This is a genomic window from Nocardia sp. NPDC004568 (assembly GCF_040609955.1).
In the GTDB taxonomy this organism is placed as follows: domain Bacteria; phylum Actinomycetota; class Actinomycetes; order Mycobacteriales; family Mycobacteriaceae; genus Nocardia.
Genome location: NZ_JBEXLL010000071.1, coordinates 1 through 17,719, shown reverse-complemented (window position 1 = coordinate 17,719; position 17,719 = coordinate 1). Strand labels below are relative to the sequence as shown.

General features: G+C 68.7%; 13 protein-coding genes. 12 read left to right on the top strand and 1 reads right to left on the bottom strand.

Annotation, left to right across the window (positions count from 1 at the left end):
* Positions 1 to 63 precede the first annotated feature (63 nt).
* From ABZV91_RS25930 to ABZV91_RS25895, 8 genes are all read left to right on the top strand, one after another.
* Positions 64 to 228, top strand: coding sequence for a hypothetical protein (locus ABZV91_RS25930; protein ID WP_355246747.1), 165 nt, complete (start codon positions 64 to 66; stop codon positions 226 to 228).
* A complete protein-coding gene (gene sepF / locus ABZV91_RS25925; protein WP_355246744.1) occupies positions 225 to 1,004 on the top strand; it encodes a cell division protein SepF in 780 nt (259 codons plus the stop codon). The genes ABZV91_RS25930 and sepF overlap by 4 nt, the downstream gene beginning before the upstream one ends.
* Before the next feature lie 91 nt (positions 1,005 to 1,095).
* The gene (locus ABZV91_RS25920; protein WP_030523839.1) at positions 1,096 to 1,398 is read left to right on the top strand and encodes a YggT family protein; all 303 of its coding nucleotides are present in this window, start codon (positions 1,096 to 1,098) and stop codon (positions 1,396 to 1,398) included.
* 63 nt (positions 1,399 to 1,461) lie between these two features.
* The gene (locus ABZV91_RS25915) at positions 1,462 to 2,307 is read left to right on the top strand and encodes a DivIVA domain-containing protein (protein WP_355246740.1); all 846 of its coding nucleotides are present in this window, start codon (positions 1,462 to 1,464) and stop codon (positions 2,305 to 2,307) included.
* A gap of 56 nt (positions 2,308 to 2,363) precedes the next feature.
* Entirely contained in the window at positions 2,364 to 2,561 is a 198-nt protein-coding gene (locus tag ABZV91_RS25910; protein ID WP_030523837.1) for a hypothetical protein, read from the top strand.
* Between the two features lie 359 nt (positions 2,562 to 2,920).
* Positions 2,921 to 6,058 carry an isoleucine--tRNA ligase gene (ileS, locus tag ABZV91_RS25905; protein WP_355246738.1) on the top strand — a complete coding sequence of 1,046 codons (3,138 nt, stop codon included), beginning with the start codon at positions 2,921 to 2,923 and terminating at the stop codon, positions 6,056 to 6,058.
* Positions 6,059 to 6,457: 399 nt separating this feature from the next.
* On the top strand, positions 6,458 to 7,402 hold the full coding sequence (locus ABZV91_RS25900) for a hypothetical protein (RefSeq protein ID WP_355246735.1): 945 nt from the start codon (positions 6,458 to 6,460) through the stop codon (positions 7,400 to 7,402).
* A 317-nt stretch (positions 7,403 to 7,719) separates the two neighbouring features.
* A complete protein-coding gene (locus ABZV91_RS25895) occupies positions 7,720 to 8,199 on the top strand; it encodes an NlpC/P60 family protein (protein WP_083872439.1) in 480 nt (159 codons plus the stop codon).
* A gap of 33 nt (positions 8,200 to 8,232) precedes the next feature.
* Here the strand turns inward: ABZV91_RS25895 and ABZV91_RS25890 are convergent, their stop codons facing one another.
* Positions 8,233 to 9,108 carry a UTP--glucose-1-phosphate uridylyltransferase gene (locus ABZV91_RS25890; RefSeq protein WP_030523833.1) on the bottom strand — a complete coding sequence of 292 codons (876 nt, stop codon included), beginning with the start codon at positions 9,106 to 9,108 and terminating at the stop codon, positions 8,233 to 8,235.
* Between the two features lie 379 nt (positions 9,109 to 9,487).
* Here ABZV91_RS25890 and ABZV91_RS25885 point away from each other — a divergent pair, with 379 nt between their 5' ends.
* From ABZV91_RS25885 to ABZV91_RS25870, 4 genes are all read left to right on the top strand, one after another.
* Positions 9,488 to 10,951 carry a DNA polymerase IV gene (locus ABZV91_RS25885; RefSeq protein WP_355246777.1) on the top strand — a complete coding sequence of 488 codons (1,464 nt, stop codon included), beginning with the start codon at positions 9,488 to 9,490 and terminating at the stop codon, positions 10,949 to 10,951.
* Between the two features lie 96 nt (positions 10,952 to 11,047).
* Complete coding sequence (locus tag ABZV91_RS25880; protein WP_355246727.1) at positions 11,048 to 11,554, top strand: hypothetical protein; 507 nt, start codon at positions 11,048 to 11,050, stop codon at positions 11,552 to 11,554.
* Between the two features lie 123 nt (positions 11,555 to 11,677).
* Positions 11,678 to 14,902 carry an arabinosyltransferase domain-containing protein gene (locus tag ABZV91_RS25875; RefSeq protein ID WP_355246724.1) on the top strand — a complete coding sequence of 1,075 codons (3,225 nt, stop codon included), beginning with the start codon at positions 11,678 to 11,680 and terminating at the stop codon, positions 14,900 to 14,902.
* 34 nt (positions 14,903 to 14,936) lie between these two features.
* Positions 14,937 to 17,363 carry an HAD-IC family P-type ATPase gene (locus ABZV91_RS25870; RefSeq protein WP_355246721.1) on the top strand — a complete coding sequence of 809 codons (2,427 nt, stop codon included), beginning with the start codon at positions 14,937 to 14,939 and terminating at the stop codon, positions 17,361 to 17,363.
* Positions 17,364 to 17,719: the final 356 nt, after the last annotated feature.

The following is a 17,719-nucleotide window of genomic DNA, read 5'->3' as shown; positions in this document are numbered from 1 at the left end:
GACGAGGGCTGAGCAAGACTTCAACACCCGGCCGCCACCGGGGCCGAAGGAAGGTCGACCAGAATGAGCGAGCGCAGCGAGCGAGTACTCGACGCAGCCACCATCGTGATCATGACGGAGCCGAGCGGCAGCGAGGCACGGTCATCGAGCGAGCGCAGCGAGCGAATTGTGGGCGCAGCCACGAGCGTGCTCATGACCGCGCCGAGCGGCAGCGAGGCACGGTCATGAGCACGCTGCACAAGTTCAAGGCGTACTTCGGCATGGTTCCCCTCGAGGATTACGAAGACGACTACGTCGACGATCGCACCCCGCGCGGGGTCGAGGATCGTGGCGGGCGCCGGCCGCGTGACTACGCCGACCGCGCCCCCCGCGACTACGGCGATCGGCCGGACTACGACCGGTACCCCGAGGACCGCTACGACGGTCCCGACTACCGCGACGTGCCCTACAAGTCGTCCTACCAGCCCAGCTACCCCGCGCCGCGCCGCGACGACTACCCGGGCGACGGCTACGACGACGATTACGAGGGGCCACGCCGCCCCACCCGGATCGACGCCGCCTCCTCCTCCGGCCGGTATCGCCCGGGTGGCGGGTCCTCGCTGCGCGGCGCGACCAGGGGAGCGCTGGCAGTCGATCCCGATGCCGAGGAGCGTCGGCTGGCCGAACGGGTCCGCCCCGAGCCGGTCGCCGCCCGCCGTCCCGCGATCTTCGAGGACGGAGGTCCCTTGTCCAAGATCACCACGCTGCGTCCGCGTGATTACAGCGAAGCCGCGATCATCGGGGAGCGGTTCCGCGAGGGCAACCCGGTGATCATGGATCTGGTCGACCTGAGCAATGCCGACGCCAAACGCCTGGTCGACTTCGCCGCCGGGCTGGCCTTCGCCCTGCGCGGTTCCTTCGACAAGGTCGCGACCAAGGTGTTCCTGCTCTCCCCGGCCGATGTGGATGTATCGGCCGAGGAGCGGCGCCGGATCGCGGAAACCGGGTTCTACAACCAGAAATAGCGACCGGCTCGCCCGGCCGGGCGCCGGCGTGCTACGAACAAGATCGGCGCGGGCATTTTGCACCGCGCCGATTTTGCGGCAGAGTGAGGGCGTGGCCTTGTTCGCGGTGCTGTACTTCGTACTGTTCATCTTCTGGCTGTTGCTCATCAGCCGGGTGATCGTCGAGTTCATCCGGAGCTTCGCCCGCGACTGGCGTCCCACCGGGGTGGTCGTCGTGATCCTCGAGGTGATCTTCACCATCACCGATCCCCCTGTGAAGCTGCTGCGGCGGCTGATACCGCCGGTCTCCCTGGGCGGAATTCGGCTCGATTTATCGATTATGGTTCTGCTGTTCCTGGTCTTCATCCTGATGTCGGTGGTGAGCCGGCTCGGACAGCCGGTAGCTCCGGTGTGACAGAATGGGCCGTGAAGACTTGCCAGGGCCGCTAGATCTGCCAACGCGCGAAGGGATCCTTCCATGCCGCTGACCCCAGCCGATGTGCACAACGTCGCGTTCAGCAAACCGCCTATCGGCAAACGCGGCTACAACGAGGACGAAGTCGACGCTTTCCTGGATCTGGTGGAGCAGGAACTTTCCCGGTTGATCGAGGAGAACGCAGACCTTCGCCAGCGGGTTGCCGAGCTCGACGCCGAACTGGCCGATGCCAAGTCCCACCGCGGCCCGGGCGGGCCGGGCCTGGGTAAACCGGTGCAGCAGGCCCCGCCTCCGGAACCCATCAAACCCCCGGTGCAGGCGCCGCCGTCGGCGCCCATCCCGGTGGTCCCGGCCGCTCCGTCGGCCGCCGACGCCGCGGCCGACGCGAATATGCAGGCCGCCAAGGTGCTGAGCCTGGCGCAGGAGATGGCCGATCGGCTCACCAGCGACGCCAAGAGCGAAGCCGAGAATTTGCTGGCGAACGCGCGGGCCAATTCCGAGCGGATGGTCAACGACGCGCGGGTGCGGTCGGACGAGATGATCGCCGACGCGCGGCACAAGTCCGACGCCATGCTCAGCGACGCCCAGACCCGCTCGGACAGCCAGCTGCGTCAGGCCAAGGAGAAGGCCGACGCGCTGCAGGCCGACGCCGAGCGCAAGCACACCGAGATCATGGGGACCATCACCCAGCAGCGCAATGTGCTGGAGAGCCGGATCCAGACCCTGAAAACCTTCGAACGCGAATACCGGGTGCGGCTCAAGTCGTATCTGGAATCGCAGCTCGAGGAGTTGGAGAACCGGGGTTCGGCCGTGCCGGTCGACGAGGGTGACTCCTTCGATACCGGGGCCAATCAGCTCGCTCCCGCCTCGTTCGGCAAAGGCGAGTAAACGCCCGATACCGCTGGGAGCGCACGGGCGCCCGGCCTGCTGTTCTGGGGGTCATCATGCTTGTCCTGACACTGGCGCTGGCCACGATCGGCCTGGCCCTGCTGATCCTGTCCCTGGCGACCGGATCGGTGATCTGGGCGTGGGGCTGTATCGCGGTGTGTGTTGCCGGCGCTGTGGTGTTGCTGGCGAGCGCGCTGTCGATGCGCGCACCCGATGAGGAACTGCCACCACGGGACCAACACGCGAAGCGCTGACGAGAAAAACGGGCGAGAACCAAAACGTCCTTCCGGGTTGCGGGATGCTGCGGCTCCGCGGGCGGTTGTATAAGTGGTTGACCGTCCTGGTTAGAATCAAACCTGTAAGTCGGCGACGATCCGGCCATCACCGGGGAGCTTTCGGAAGAACGGCGCTGTGCGGCCGTTACGCTGCACACGCTCATTAGAACCGAGCGGGTGAGCCCGTCACAGCTCGTAACGAGAGGTCCACCCGGTCCGCCGGGGCCGGACAAGCGGGGTGGTACCGCGGTTCCGGCGCACCCGTTGCGCCGCGATCGTCCCCGTGCCGAGATACCGCGCCCCAGAGCGCGCCGGGCACGAGGAGATGTGTATCCGCGATGGCGGACGAGAAATCCAGTAGCAGCGCATATCCGCGCGTCGACCTCGGCGGCGGATCCGGTATGTCCTTCCCCGAGCTGGAGCGGGCCGTGCTGGACACCTGGGCCGCCGACGGAACCTTCCGCGCCAGTATCGACAACCGGGCCGGCGCCGAGGAGTTCGTCTTCTACGACGGACCCCCGTTTGCCAACGGTCTGCCGCATTACGGTCATTTGCTGACCGGCTACGTCAAAGATGTCATCCCGCGCTTCCAGACCATGCGCGGTAAGCGGGTCGAGCGACGTTTCGGGTGGGACACCCACGGGCTGCCGGCGGAAATCGAAGCGGAAAAGCAGCTCGGTATCACGGACAAATCACAGATCGACTCGATGGGGCTCGCGGAATTCAATGCCGCGTGCAAGTCCTCGGTACTCCGCTATACCGGTGAATGGCGCGATTATGTGACCCGGCAGGCCCGCTGGGTCGACTTCGACAACGACTACAAGACACTCGATCTCGACTTCATGGAGTCGGTGATGTGGGCGTTCAAGTCGCTGTACGACAAGGGCCTGATCTATCAGGGTTTCCGGGTGCTGCCCTACAGCTGGTACGAGCAGACGCCGCTGTCGAACCAGGAGGCCAAACTCGACGACGCCTACCGGATGCGCCAGGACCCGGCGGTGACGGTGGATATGGTGCTCAGCGTTCCCGAGGACCATCCGCTGCGTGACCTGGACGGCGCCAATGCGCTGATCTGGACCACCACCCCGTGGACACTGCCGTCCAACCTCGCCGTCGCGGTCCATCCGGATCTGCGCTACGTGCAGGTGCGCGGCGCGGACGGGAAACGCTATGTCCTCGCGGCCGAGCGGGTCGGCCACTATACGCGGGAACTCGGTGAGCAGCCCGAGGTGCTCGGGGAGTACGACGGGGCCGCGCTGGTCGATCTGCGCTACACGCCGCCGTTCGATTTCTTCGCCGGGCATCCGAATGCGCACCGGGTGCTCTCGGCCGACTACGTCACCACTGATTCCGGTACCGGCATCGTGCACATGGCGCCCGCATTCGGTGAAGAGGATATGGACGTCTGCAGCGCGAACGGTATCGAGCTGGTGCAGCCGCTCGATCCGGGCGGCAAGTTCACCTCCATGGTCCCGCCGTACGAGGGCCTCATGGTGTTCGACGCCAATCCGGTGATCATCAAAGATCTCAAGGCCGCCGGGAAACTGCTGCGGCAGGAAACCGTCGACCACTCCTATCCGCACAGCTGGCGTTCCGGCCAGCCGCTGATCTACATGGCCGTGCCCTCCTGGTTCGTGGCGGTGACGCAGTTCCGTGAGCGCATGGTGGAGCTGAACAAGCAGATCAGCTGGGTGCCCGAGCACATCCGGGACGGGCAGTTCGGTAAATGGCTCGAGAACGCCCGCGACTGGAACATCAGCCGGAACCGGTACTGGGGCAGCCCCATCCCGGTGTGGATGTCCGACGATCCCGCCTATCCGCGGATCGATGTCTACGGTTCGCTCGACGAGCTCGAACGCGACTTCGGGGTTCGGCCCACGGATCTGCACCGTCCCGCGATCGACGAGCTGACCCGGCCCAACCCGGACGACCCGACCGGCCGGTCCACCATGCGCCGGGTGCCCGAGGTGCTGGACTGCTGGTTCGAATCGGGGTCCATGCCGTACGCGCAGGTCCACTTCCCGTTCGAGAACAAGGAGTGGTTCGACTCGCACTTCCCGGGCGATTTCATCGTCGAGTACAACGGGCAGACCCGCGGCTGGTTCTACAACCTGCACGTCCTGTCCACGGCCTTGTTCGACAGTCCGGCGTTCAGGAATGTGGTGGCACACGGCATCGTGCTCGGCGACGACGGGCTCAAGATGAGCAAGTCCAAGCGCAACTACCCGGATGTGAACGAGGTGTTCGACCGGGACGGCTCCGACGCCATGCGCTGGTTCCTGATGAGTTCACCGATCCTGCGCGGCGGCAACCTCATCGTCACCGAGCGCGGTATCCGGGAAGGCGTGAGCCATGCGCTGCGGCCGCTGTGGAACGCCTGGACGTTCCTGCAGCTCTACGCCGCGGAACCCGGTGTGTGGCGGACGGATTCGCCCAACGCGCTGGATCGCTACATCCTGGCGAAGCTGGCGCAGAGCCGTGATGTGATGACCGCCGCGCTGGAGGAGTTCGATATCGCCGGCGCCTGCGAGGAACTGCGTACCTTCGCCGACGCGCTGACGAACTGGTATGTTCGCCGGTCGCGCGCCCGGTTCTGGGCCGAGGACCGCGACGCCGTCGACACGCTGCACACGGTGCTCGAGGTGGTGACGCGGCTGGCGGCTCCGCTGCTGCCGCTGGTCACCGAGGTCATCTGGCGGGGTCTGACCGGTGAGCGCTCGGTGCATCTCACGGACTGGCCGGCCGCCGAAACGCTGCCGCACGATCCGGAGCTGGTCGCGGCGATGGACGAGGCGCGCAGTGTGTGTTCGACCGTGCTGAGCCTGCGCAAGGCGCAGAAGCTGCGGGTCCGGCTGCCGTTGGCGGAGGTGACGATCGCCGCCGCCGACGCGGAACGCCTGGCGCCCTATGCCGACATCATCGCCGACGAGGTGAATGTCAAGAAGGTCGACCTGACGACCGATGTCGCCGCGCACGGCCGATTCGAGCTGGCGGTCAACGCGCGTGCTGCCGGACCCCGCCTGGGCAAGGATGTGCAGCGGGTGATCAAGGCGGTCAAGGCGGGTGACTGGTCGGAGACCGCCGACGGTGTGGTCAGTGCGGCCGGGATCGAACTGCTGCCCGAGGAGTACACCCAGCGGCTGGTGGCGGCCGAACCGGAATCCACCGCCGCTCTGCCCGGTAACGCGGGCCTGGTGGTGCTGGATTCGGTGGTCACCGAGGAGTTGGAGGCCGAGGGCTGGGCCCGCGATGTGATCCGGGATCTGCAGGAGACCCGGAAATCGCTCGGCCTCGACGTCTCCGATCGCATCACGGCGACGCTGGAGGTGCCGGCCGACCGGCAGGAATGGGCGCGCACCCATCGCGAGTTGATCGCGGGGGAGATCCTGGCGGTCGAGCTGGACTTCGGGTCGGTCGGACCGGATGCCGCGGAGCTCACCGGCGGGGTGCGGGCCCGGATCGTCAAGGCGGGCTGAGTCGTCGCTGCCGGCCGGATCACCGGGTCCGGCCGGCAGCGTGCCGCCCGGTGGCATCCGGCGGCGACGAGACGGCGGGGAACGCCGCCGCGGCCGAGCAGGTTCTCGCCGAATCACCCGATAGGGCACCGGGGCTCGGTGCACCGGCCCGCCCCCCGACCCGACGGCGCCTACGCGACGACCTCCGGCCTGGTCGCCACCGGGGTCGAGGTACGCCGACTCCGCGATATGGCAGCACTGATCCCGCCGGGATCGGCGCTGTAGTTCGGGACCGGGGGCCGTTCCCGGTACGACCGCGGCGACCGGGCGCGTTCGTGCGGTAGTGACCGGCGGGCAGGTCCGGCCGGCGGGCGTCTGTGCCCGTGACCGGGCCGGTGGTGCGCACTAGGGTGATCTCCTATGGCTTCGGATAATCCCGACGAGTGGTGGCAGCATTCCCCCGAGGGACAACAGAAGGATTCCCCGTCGGGGCAGTGGCAGCAGCAGGGGTATCCGTCCCAGGGGGGACAGCAGGGACCCGGCGCGCAGTGGGATCGGACCGCGGGCCACGGCCCACATCCCACTTCGCAGCAGGGCGCGTGGGAGGTACCGCCGCTGGGGAGCGGGGGATACGGCGGACCGCCGCCGAAGAACAACGGCCCGTTGATCGCGGTGCTGGTCGCCGTGGTGGTGCTGGTCCTGATCGGTGTCGTCGGGCTGGTAGCGCTGCAGTCGCGGGGTTCGGCGGAGAACACCGCGGCCGGAACCTCCACGGAGGTCACCGATTCCGTGCGGCCGTCGAGTTCGGCATCCGCGACCACCACCACCGCGACCACCAGCGCCCTGCCCTCCGCGGGGGAGCCGGTGCTGCGCGAGGGGCTGGCGCCGGTCGCCGTGCTCGGCCCGACCTGGCAGACCGGCGAGAACACCTACACGATGGCATTCAAGGACTGGCCCTTCGCTTTCCGGGCGCCCGGTTCATGGGGATGTATGAAGGGATCGATCGACAAGATCCCGGATGCCCAGGCGTGGGGTTGCGTGGACGAGAGCAATTCCGCTGCGGGACAGAAGGTCAACCTCATCCTCCGCAAATGTCCAGCGACCTGTGACGCCGCCACGCAGGCCCGGTTCAACGCCGACTGGTTCGATGCGCCGGACAAAGCGCGCACGTTCGACGACCGGACCTCCTACGTGGAGACGGCAGCCAACGACGAAGGCAAGTTCACGGTGGATTTCAGCCGCTTTTTCGCGGCGGAACCGGGTGGTGAGCCGGTCTGGCAGGTGGGGGTCTACCTGGAGTCGCCGACGTCGACCAAGGATGTGGTCCTCAAGACGCTGAACGATGTGGCCACTCAAACGCAATAAACATTTTTGTGATGTTCATCACATGCTAGATGTTTGCCAGGAGCTTGTCGCCCTTCTGCGGGGCGGGCAAAATCATCCTCGATACCGCTGAGTCCGGGCCTCCGGACCACCGGGAACGGTGATCATTTCGTTCGGTTCTACCTGAGTGAAGTTGCGCCGGAGCCCATTCACCCGGCGCGACCCCTGTGGTTGGCGGTGTCCCCACCCTCCGGGGCGGATGCCGCGAGAAAACCCGGGCGCCGCACGGTGTCCCGGGCACCGACGGGCAGAAGGGTGGGCAAGTGATCGGAATTGCACTGCGCCGGGGTATCGCCGGCATGCTTTTCGCGACGGCCGTCGGCGCCGTCGCCGCCGGACCCGGGTGGGCGCAGACCGGAAGCGGGGCCACCGGATCGGCCTCCGGCTCCGGATCGCTCAGCGCCAGTGGCTCGGCCGCGTTACCGGTCTCCAGCAGCAACGGGCTCGGCGCGCTGGCCGCCGCGACCTCGCAGACCGGGAAGATGTACGAATGGGGCGCCACCGGCCCGGATACCTGGGACTGCTCCGGGCTGGTGCAGTGGGCCTTCCGTCAGGTGGGTGTCATGCTGCCGCGCACCACCTGGGAGCAGGCCGAGGTGGGTGCCTCGGTGCCGCGGTACGCGCTCTCGCCCGGTGATGTGATCATCATCAACCCCGACGCCTCCCATGTCGGGATCTACGCCGGGTTCGGGCAGGTGCTCAATGCCTACGGCGCCGGTGTACCGGTCGGGCTCAGCCCGCTCGACCAGTTCTACATCTACAGCATCCGTCGTTTCTGAGACCGTGGCGGCAGCGTCGCCGCCGAACCGTGGTCAGTCGACCTGACGGCGCAGCAGCGGCCCATAGTCGGGGTGGGCCAGCGCCGAGGCGAATTGCGCGATGAGATAGTCGCCGGGGTTTCCTGTGTCGTACCAGCGGCCCTGGATGACCTGCCCGTAGACCGCATGGTTGGCGGCATAGGCGTTGATGGAATCGGTCAGGTAGACCTCGCCGGTGCGATGGGTGTACCAGTCCTCCGTCTGCGCCCGCAGTTCGTCGATGATCCCCGGCGTCACCACGTAGCCGCCGATCGCGGCGAAGGCCGAGGGGGCGTCCTCGGGTTTGGGTTTCTCCACCAGGCCCGATATACGCAGCAGGCCGTCGTCCAGGTCCTCCCGGACCACCGGGACGCCGTAGCGCTGCGATTCGTTCGGATTCATCGGCATCAGTGCCAATACCGGGCAGCCCGTCGATTCGTAGGCACGGATCAACTGCTGGGCCCGCGGTTCCTCGGCGACGAAGACGTCGTCGGGCCACAGCACCAGCATCGGTTCGTCGGCGGCGGTCCGGGCGGCGTTGAGCACAGGGGTTCCGTTGCCGTACGGGCCGTGCTGGTCCAGATAGGTGATGTGACCCAGCCGGGACAGTTCGCCGACCTCTTCCACCGCGTCCGCGTAGGCGGTCTTACCGTCGGCGCGCAGCTGGGCCACGAGGGCCGGGTTGGGCCGGAAATGGTCCTGGATCAGCGATTTTCCGCCGCTGACCACAATGGTGATATCGGTGATCCCGGAGGCCACCAGCTCGCGCACCGTGTGCTCGATCACCGGCTTGTCGCCGACCGGCAGCATCTCCTTGGGGATCGCCTTGGTCAGCGGCAGCAGGCGGGAACCGATACCGGCAGCGGGAATGACGGCCTTACGGATCTTCATTGTCCGATCATCACATATCCGTCGGGCGGGGCGCGGGATCCCGGCCCGGTCCCGCGATCCCGGAAACACCGCGTGGCCGGGTCGATCGGGCCGGGTGGGTCCGTCGGCGGCACGGCCCCGTGACGGGTCACCGGGCCGAGAGAACTCCCCGCAACCCCGTGGGGACCGGTGCTTCTCTCCTCCTTTGTCGGTATCGCCGCGTACATTCTGCGCCCATGGACTCCACGGTCAGCGACAGCGGCAGCGGGAGCGGCCGCCGCCGGGTGCCGCGGTGGTGACCGGCCGGCGAACCGCGAGCGGACCCGTGGTGAGCGGCGAGCATTCCGGGGTCGCCGCCGGCCCGGTCCCGCGGGCGGTCGGCGAGACTTCCCGGCGCTGGGTGCTCCATATCGATATGGACGCCTTCTTCGCCTCCTGCGAACAGCTCACCCGCCCCACCCTGCGCGGCCGCCCGGTGCTGGTCGGCGGGACCGGCGCGCGGGGCGTGGTGGCCGGGGCGAGTTACGAGGCGCGGGTGTTCGGGGCGCGCTCGGCCATGCCGATGCAGCAGGCGCGGCGGCTGGTCGGGGTGTCGGCGGTGGTGGTCCCGCCGCGGGGTGCGCTGTACAGCGTGCTGAGCGGCCGGGTCTTCGATACCCTGCGCGCCCGGATCCCGGTACTGGAGACCCTGTCGTTCGACGAGGCGTTCGCGGAGCCGGCCGAACTGGCCGGGGCGAGCGCGGCGGAGGTGGACGCGTTCTGCGCCGGACTGCGGGCGGCGGTGCGGGAGAGTACGGGCCTGGTGGCCTCGGTGGGCGCAGGCAGCGGGAAACAGCTGGCCAAGATCGCCTCCGGGATGGCCAAACCCGACGGGATCCGGGTGATCGCGCCGGGCGAGCAGCAGGCGCTGCTGTCCGCGCTGCCGGTGCGCAAACTCTGGGGGATCGGCCCGGTGGCCGAGGGCCGGTTGCGCACCCTCGGGATCGAAACCGTGGGTGCCTTCGCCGCGCTGCCGGAAGCCGAGGCGGTATCGATCCTGGGCGGCAGTATCGGCGCGGCGCTGCACCGGCTCGCCCGCGGTATCGACGACCGGCCGGTCACCGAACGCGCCGAGGCCAAACAGATCAGCGCCGAGACCACCTACGAACACGACATAGTCACTCTGGAGCGGTTGCGCCCGGCGATCACCGAGATGGCCGCCGCCGCGCATCGCCGGCTCGGCCGCGACGGCCGCGCCGCCCGGACCGTGGTGCTGAAGCTCCGGCGCGCCGATATGAGTATCACCACGCGTTCGACCACCCTGCCGTACGCGACCGAGGATCTGCCCACCCTGACCGCCGCCGCGCAGCGGGCCGCGATCGACCCGCGTGAACTGGGGCCGATCCGGTTGGTCGGCGTCGGCTACGCCGGGTTGTCCACCATCCGGCAGGAATCGCTGTTCCCGGAACTGGACCGGCTCGGTGGCGAGCTCGCCGTATCGCCCGGCGGCGAGGTGGGGGAGCCGGGCGATGGCCCCGATTCTCTGGCAACGGCCGAAGAGAGTTCTGTGGATTCGGTGAGACATCCGGCGGAACCGGCGAGTTCCGTGGACAGGCCGACCGGTTCGGCTCCGGCGCCCGGCGGAGTCGCCGAAAACCCTCCCGGCCGCCCGGATTCTGTCATTTCCGCTGGTGACACCGTACTGTGGCGGCCCGGTTCGGATGTGCGGCATCCGCAATACGGGTTCGGCTGGGTGCAGGGGGCGGGCCACGGACGAGTGACCGTCCGGTTCGAGACCCGCTCGACAGGACCGGGGATCGCGCGTACTTTCGCTGCCGACAATACGGAGTTGTGCTCAGCGGATCCGCTCGCCAGCTTGTCCTGAGGGCCCGCCGGGTAGGTTGGTCCGGGCAGCGTCGCCGGTTCCGGTGGCTCTGTCGTAGTGCACGACACCGAACCCTCGAACGCAAAGGACGAGCAGTTGAAGCTTCGCAAGACCGGACGTATCGCGATCGCCGGCGTGGCCGCCGTGGCCGCGCTGACCCTGACGGCGTGTGGTAGCGATGATTCCGACTCGGACAGCAAGGCCGCCGCTACCACGTCCGCCTCGGCGGCCGCCTCGGAAGAGGCGTCCGATCTGCCGCCGGTGCCCACCGTGGCCGACCTGAACGCTCAACTCCAGCGCGCCCTCGACCCGGCCGTACCCAACGAGCAGAAGCTGGACATGGTGCAGGGCGCCGAGGCCGATCCGGAACTGCCGGGCAAATTGGCGCAGTTCTACACGGATTCGGGCGCCACCATCGAGGTCACCGAGGTCAACGATTTCGCCGACACCATCAACGCCAAGGCCAACTTCAAACTGGGTGACACCCAGAACGTGGTCGATGTCCCGTTCGTTGCCGAGGACGGTGTGTGGAAGGTCGAGAAGACCTGGACCTGCAATATGCTCGCCCAGGCCCAGGTGCAGTCCCCGGCCTGCGCGGCCTGATATCGCAGCGTGTGAACCGGCCGGTCCGCTATGAGCGGACCGGCCGGTCTCGTTATCCGGCTTCGACGGGATCGGTGAGCGCAGCCGCAGTGCTGCGCGCGGCCCCAGCTAGGATTGCGCCCCGTGGCTGACACGATGGTGGTGGCGGCGCCCGAGCCGACAGATCTCTCCGACGGTCCCCGATCCCGAGCACGGGGTGGCTGGGCGCGACCGGTCGCGCTGATCTCGGCGCTCATCGGAGCACTGCTCGCGATAGCGGTACCGCTGCTGCCGGTCCGGGTCGATGCCGCCACACTGTCCTGGCCGCAGGACGATTCCGCCGCCTCGATCGAGGCCCCGCTGATCGCGTACGCGCCCTTGGACTACACGGCCACGGTGCCGTGTGCGGCGATCCGGCAACTCGGGCCCGGCGGCGGGGTGCTGACCGCCACCGCCCCCTACGGCGCACCCGATCTGGAACGCTACGGTTTCCTGGCCCGGGTCCGCCCCGCCACCCCGGAATCCGGGGCGCAGCTCGACGTCGTCCTGCGCAACCAGTCGCTGTTCAGCGTCCCGGTCGCCGATCTGCCGCCGGACTGCGCACTCGACGTGCGCGCCGGGATGACCGAATCCGTCGCCTCGCTCACCGGATCCGAGCCGGTGGTGCTGAACGGTGATTTCCGGCCCCAGCTGGTCGGAGTGTTCAGCGATCTGGCCGATCCCGCGGGCACCCGGGTCACCGCCACGGTCGACAGCCGGTTCACCTCCAGTCCGACCCCGCTGAAACAGGTCGCGATCTGGGCGGCGGTCGCCGTGACGCTGCTCTCGCTCTTCGCGCTGCACCGGCTGGACAGCCTCGACGGCCGGCGTGCCCGCCGGTTCCTGCCGGCCCGGTGGTGGACCTTCCGTCCGGTCGATGTGGTGGTGCTGGGGACGCTGGTGCTCTGGCATTTCATCGGCGCCACCACCTCCGACGACGGCTACCAGTTCGGCATGGGCCGCACCTCGCAGGCCGCCGGTTATATGGCGAACTACTTCCGCTACTTCGGGGTCCCGGAGAATCCGGTCGGCACCCCGTACTACGACCTCATCGGTCTGCTGGCCGATGTCACCACCGCCAGCCCCTGGGTGCGGTTGCCGAGTCTGCTGGCCGGCATCCTGGCCTGGCTGGTGATCAGTCGCGAGGTGGTGCCCCGGTTCGGGGCCGCGCTGCATCGCAACCGGTTCGTCCCGTGGACCGGCGCGCTGGTGTTCCTGGCCGTCTGGCTGCCCTACAACAACGGGCTGCGGCCCGAGCCCATCGTCGCGCTCGGCGTGCTGCTCACCTGGTGCTCGGTCGAGCGCGGTATCGCCACCCGGCGGCTGCTGCCGTTCGCGGTCGCGCTGCTGATCGCCGCCTTCAGCTGTACCGCCGGCCCCCACGGCATCATCTGCGTGGCCGCCCTGCTGGCCGGGCTGCGGCCGCTGATCAAGATCCTCGGCGCCCGCGCGCCGCGGATCGGCTGGCTCGCGCAAGTGCTGCCGCTGGCCGCCGCCGGTGTGCTCGTGCTGGTGGTGGCCTTCGCCGACCAGCCGTTCAGCGCCATGATGGAGATGCGTCGGGTGCACGAGCTGGCCGGCCCGCATGTGCTCTGGTTCGACGAATACCTGCGCTACCAGTACCTGTTCATGGGCACGGTCGACGGGTCGGTGGCCCGCCGCTTCGGGATCTTCGTGATGATCGCCGGGCTGGCGGTGTGCCTGCTCACCCTGCTGCGTAAAGGTGGCCGGATCCCCACCGCCGCGGTGGGGCCCTCGCGGCGCATTCTCGGAGTCACCGTCGGCGCCATGGCGCTGATGATGACGACCCCCACCAAATGGACCCACCACCTCGGTGTCTTCGCCGGGCTGGCCGGAGCGGTGGCGGTGCTGACGGCCGTCGCGATCGGGCCCCGGGTCATGCGCGCGCCGCGTAACCGGGCACTGTTCGCCGCCGCGGTGTCGTTCCTGCTGGCGCTCGTGTTCGCCGGCCCCAACGGCTGGTGGTACGTCTCCTCCTACAGCGTCCCGTGGTGGGACAAACAGCCGTCGCTGGCCGGTATCGCCCTCAACAAGGTCTTCCTGTTCGGCGCGGTGGCGCTGCTGGCACTGGCGGCGTGGTGGCATGTGCGGGCGCCCGACGACGGGCAGCACCGGATCTCGCGCTGGGGTTGGCGGTTCGCCAAGATTCCGGCTCTGACGGTCGCCGCGGCCTTCATGGTGCTGTTCGAGGTGGCGTCGTTCGCGAAGGGCGCGGTCTCCCAATACCCGGCCTTCTCGCTGGCGAGTTCGAACCTGAGCGCGCTCGCCGGGAACACCTGCGGCCTGGCCCCGCACGTCCTGGTGGAGACCGACCCCAACCGCGGCATGCTCACGCCGCTCTCCGGCGATCCGCGCTCGACCCTGGCCGGCACCGGAACCGGTTTCAGCCCCGGCGGAGTCGCGTCGGATCTGAGCGCGGACGCCGAGGAAGGCGCCGACGCCGCCATCGCCGATTCGGTGGGCGCGGCGACCGCGGGCACCGGTGTCGCGACCGAAACCGCCAGCCCCGCACTGCCCTTCGGGTTGGACCCGGGCACCCCGGTGCTGGGCAGCGATCACGCCGACGGCCCGGCCGAACTCACCTCCGGCTGGTACCGGCTGCCGCCGGTCGCCGACCGCGCGGATATTCTCGCCCTCAGCGCCGCGGGCCGGATCTGGTCGCAGGACGCCGACGGTGTGGTGACGCACGGGCAGTCGCTGGAACTGGAATTCGGCTCCACCACCGCGCCGGGCGGTTCGGCCGCGGACCCGGTCCCGCTGCGTCGGGTCAACCCGGTCGATATCGGCCCGGCGCCGTCGTGGCGGAACCTGCGGGTCTTGTTGGCGCCCTTCGCCGATGCCGACACCGTGCGCGTCGTCGCCGCCGACCGGGACCGGGATCCGAAGCAGTGGCTGGCCTTCACCCCGCCGCGGATGCCGCAGACCCAGGATCTGAACACTGTCGTCGGGTCCACCGATCCGGTACTGCTGGACTGGGCGGTGGGCCTGCAGTTCCCGTGCCAGCGGCCGTTCGACCACCGCGTCGGGATCGCCGAGGTGCCCGAGTACCGCATCCTGCCGGACCGGATCGGTGCGCACGACACGAATCTGTGGCAGAACCACGACGGCGGCGGCCCGCTGGGCTGGACCGGCCTGCTGCGGTACGCCCGCACTCTGCCGACCTATCTCGATCAGGACTGGGACCGCGATTGGGGACAGCTACAGCAGTTCCTTCCCATCGATCCCGACGCGGTCCCGGCCCGTCCGCGCACCACGCAGGAGGATCACTCCGGGACCTGGTCGCCCGGCCCGATCAACGTCGCCTGGTGAGCCGCGCCCCGCGGCGCTGGTTACGCTGACAGCCATGTCGACAACTGTGCAGTCCGTCGGGATGCCCGGTCTCAGCGCCGAAGAAGTGGCGCAGCGCCGGCGCGACGGGCTCACCAACGATGTACCGGACCGGGCCAGCCGCTCGGTGCGCGATATCGTCCGGGCGAATGTGTTCACCCGGATCAATGCCATTCTGGGCGTGCTGTTCGTCCTGGTGATGGCCACCGGCTCGGTGATCGACGGAATGTTCGGACTGCTGATCGTGGCCAACAGCGCGGTCGGCATCGTGCAGGAGATCCGGGCCAAACGCACGCTGGACCGGTTGGCGATCGTCGGGCAGGCGAAACCGACCGTGCGCCGGGACGGGAAGGCCGAACAGGTCGCGCCCAACGAGGTGGTCCTCGACGACCTGATCGAACTCGGGCCGGGTGACCAGATCGTGGTCGACGGTGAGGTGGTCGAAGCCGAACTGCTCGAGGTCGACGAATCGCTGCTCACCGGTGAATCCGACGATGTCGCCAAGGAATCCGGCGCCCAGGTGTTGTCGGGCAGCTACGTGGTGTCCGGTTCGGGCGCCTACCGGGCGACCAAGGTCGGCAAGGACGCCTACGCCGCGAAACTGGCCGACGAGGCCAGCAAGTTCACCCTGGTGAACTCCGAACTGCGCAATGGTATCGACACCATCCTCAAGGTCATCACCTATCTGCTGATCCCGGCCGGGGTACTGAGTATCTACAACCAGCTCGTATCCAGCGGCGAGTCCTGGCGGCCGGCCGTCACCGGGATGGTGGCCGCCCTGGTGCCGATGGTGCCCGAGGGCCTGGTGCTGATGACCTCGATCGCGTTCGCGGTCGGTGTGGTGCGGCTGGGACAGCGCAAATGCCTCGTCCAGGAGTTGCCCGCCATCGAGGGACTGGCCCGGGTGGACGTGGTGTGCGCGGACAAGACCGGCACCCTGACCGAGAACGGGATGCGCCTGGCCGAACTCCGGATGATCGACACCGGGCCGGACGCCGAGGACCGGGCCCGGCAGGCGCTGGCCGCCATGGCCGCCGACGATCCCCGGCCCAATGCCAGCGTGCAGGCCATCGCCGAAGCGCTCCCGGAGACACCCGGTTGGGAATACACGGCGGTGGCGCCGTTCTCCTCGGCCAAGAAGTGGAGCGGGTTCTCCTACGGAGAGCACGGGAACTGGCTGCTGGGCGCCCCCGATGTGCTGCTCGACGCCGGATCCGCCGATGCCCGCGCCGCCGAGGAGCTCGGTGCCACCGGCCTGCGCGTGCTGCTGCTCGCCCGCGGCGACCGCGCGGTGGACGCGACCGGCGCCCCCGGCACCCTCACCCCGGTCGCCCTGGTGGTCCTCGAACAGAAGGTACGGCCCGACGCCCGCGACACCCTGGACTACTTCGCGAGCCAGGATGTGTCGATCAAGGTGATCTCCGGCGACAACGCCGTCTCGGTGGGCGCGGTGGCCTCCTCCTTGGACCTGCCCGGCGGCGACCACGCCGTCGACGCGCGCACCCTGCCCGAGGATCGCGCCGAACTCGCCGGCGTACTGGACGAGCGGACCACCTTCGGGCGGGTCCGCCCCGACCAGAAGCGGGCCATGGTCGGCGCGCTGCAGTCGCGCGGGCACACCGTGGCCATGACCGGCGACGGGGTCAACGACGTGCTGGCCCTCAAAGACGCCGATATCGGGGTGGCCATGGGCGCGGGCAGCCCCGCCACCCGGGCGGTCGCGCAGATCGTGCTGCTGGACAACAAATTCGCCACCCTCCCGTACGTGGTGGGCGAGGGCCGCCGGGTGATCGGCAATATCGAACGGGTCTCCAACCTGTTCCTGACCAAAACCGTCTACTCGGTGCTGCTGGCCTTCCTGATCGGCGTCGCCGGTGTGGGCTCGCAGATCTTCGGCTACGAACCCATCGGCTACCCGTTCCTGCCCCGGCACGTGACGATCGCCGCCTGGTTCACCATCGGTATTCCCGCCTTCGTCCTCTCGCTGGCCCCGAACAACGAGCGGGCCCGCACCGGATTCGTCGGCCGGGTGATGCGGCTGGCGATTCCCTCGGGTGTGGTCATCGGTACCGCGACCTTCGTCGCCTACCTCATCGCCTACGCCGGGCCTGAGGCCAGCGAACAGCAGAAGATGCAGGCCGGCACCACCGCGCTCATCACGCTGATCATGATCGCGGTCTGGGTGCTGGCGATCGTCGCCCGCCCCTACACCTGGTGGAAGGTCGTGCTGATCGCGGTCTCGGTGGCGGCTTATCTGGTGCTCTTCACGGTCCCCTTCACCCGGGAATTCTTCGCGCTGGACCCATCGAACGTTCGCTTGACCACCGCCGCGTTCGCCTGCGGCGCGGTGGGCATCGTGCTCGTCGAGGTCACCTGGTGGGTCGGGGCGAGTTTGCGGGGCGAATCGCACAAACTGATCCCCGCGGCGCCGGGTGAAGTCTGAGGAAGGGCAGGCCGGACTCGGCTGCGGACAGCCGGGTTCTCGGACGCCACGGTGGTCGCCGGGACGGTGACGAAACCGCTGGTGGCGGCATCGAGCGGGGAGTGTGGGCTCACCGGTGAGGGTGGGGATGTGGGCGTGCGGTGGATACGAACGCGGGCTTGCTGGTGAGGGTGGGGGTGCGGGCGTGCGGTGGATACGAACCGGGCTTGCTGGTGAAGGTGGGATGTGGACTTGCTCGTGAAGGTGCTGTGTTTTTTGGCGCCGCCTGCGGCGGCGCGGGGTTGAGGCCCCCTTGTGTCTCGCCGTTTCGGCCTCGAGACTTGCGCTTCGCGCGGCGCTTTCGAGGCCGAAACGGC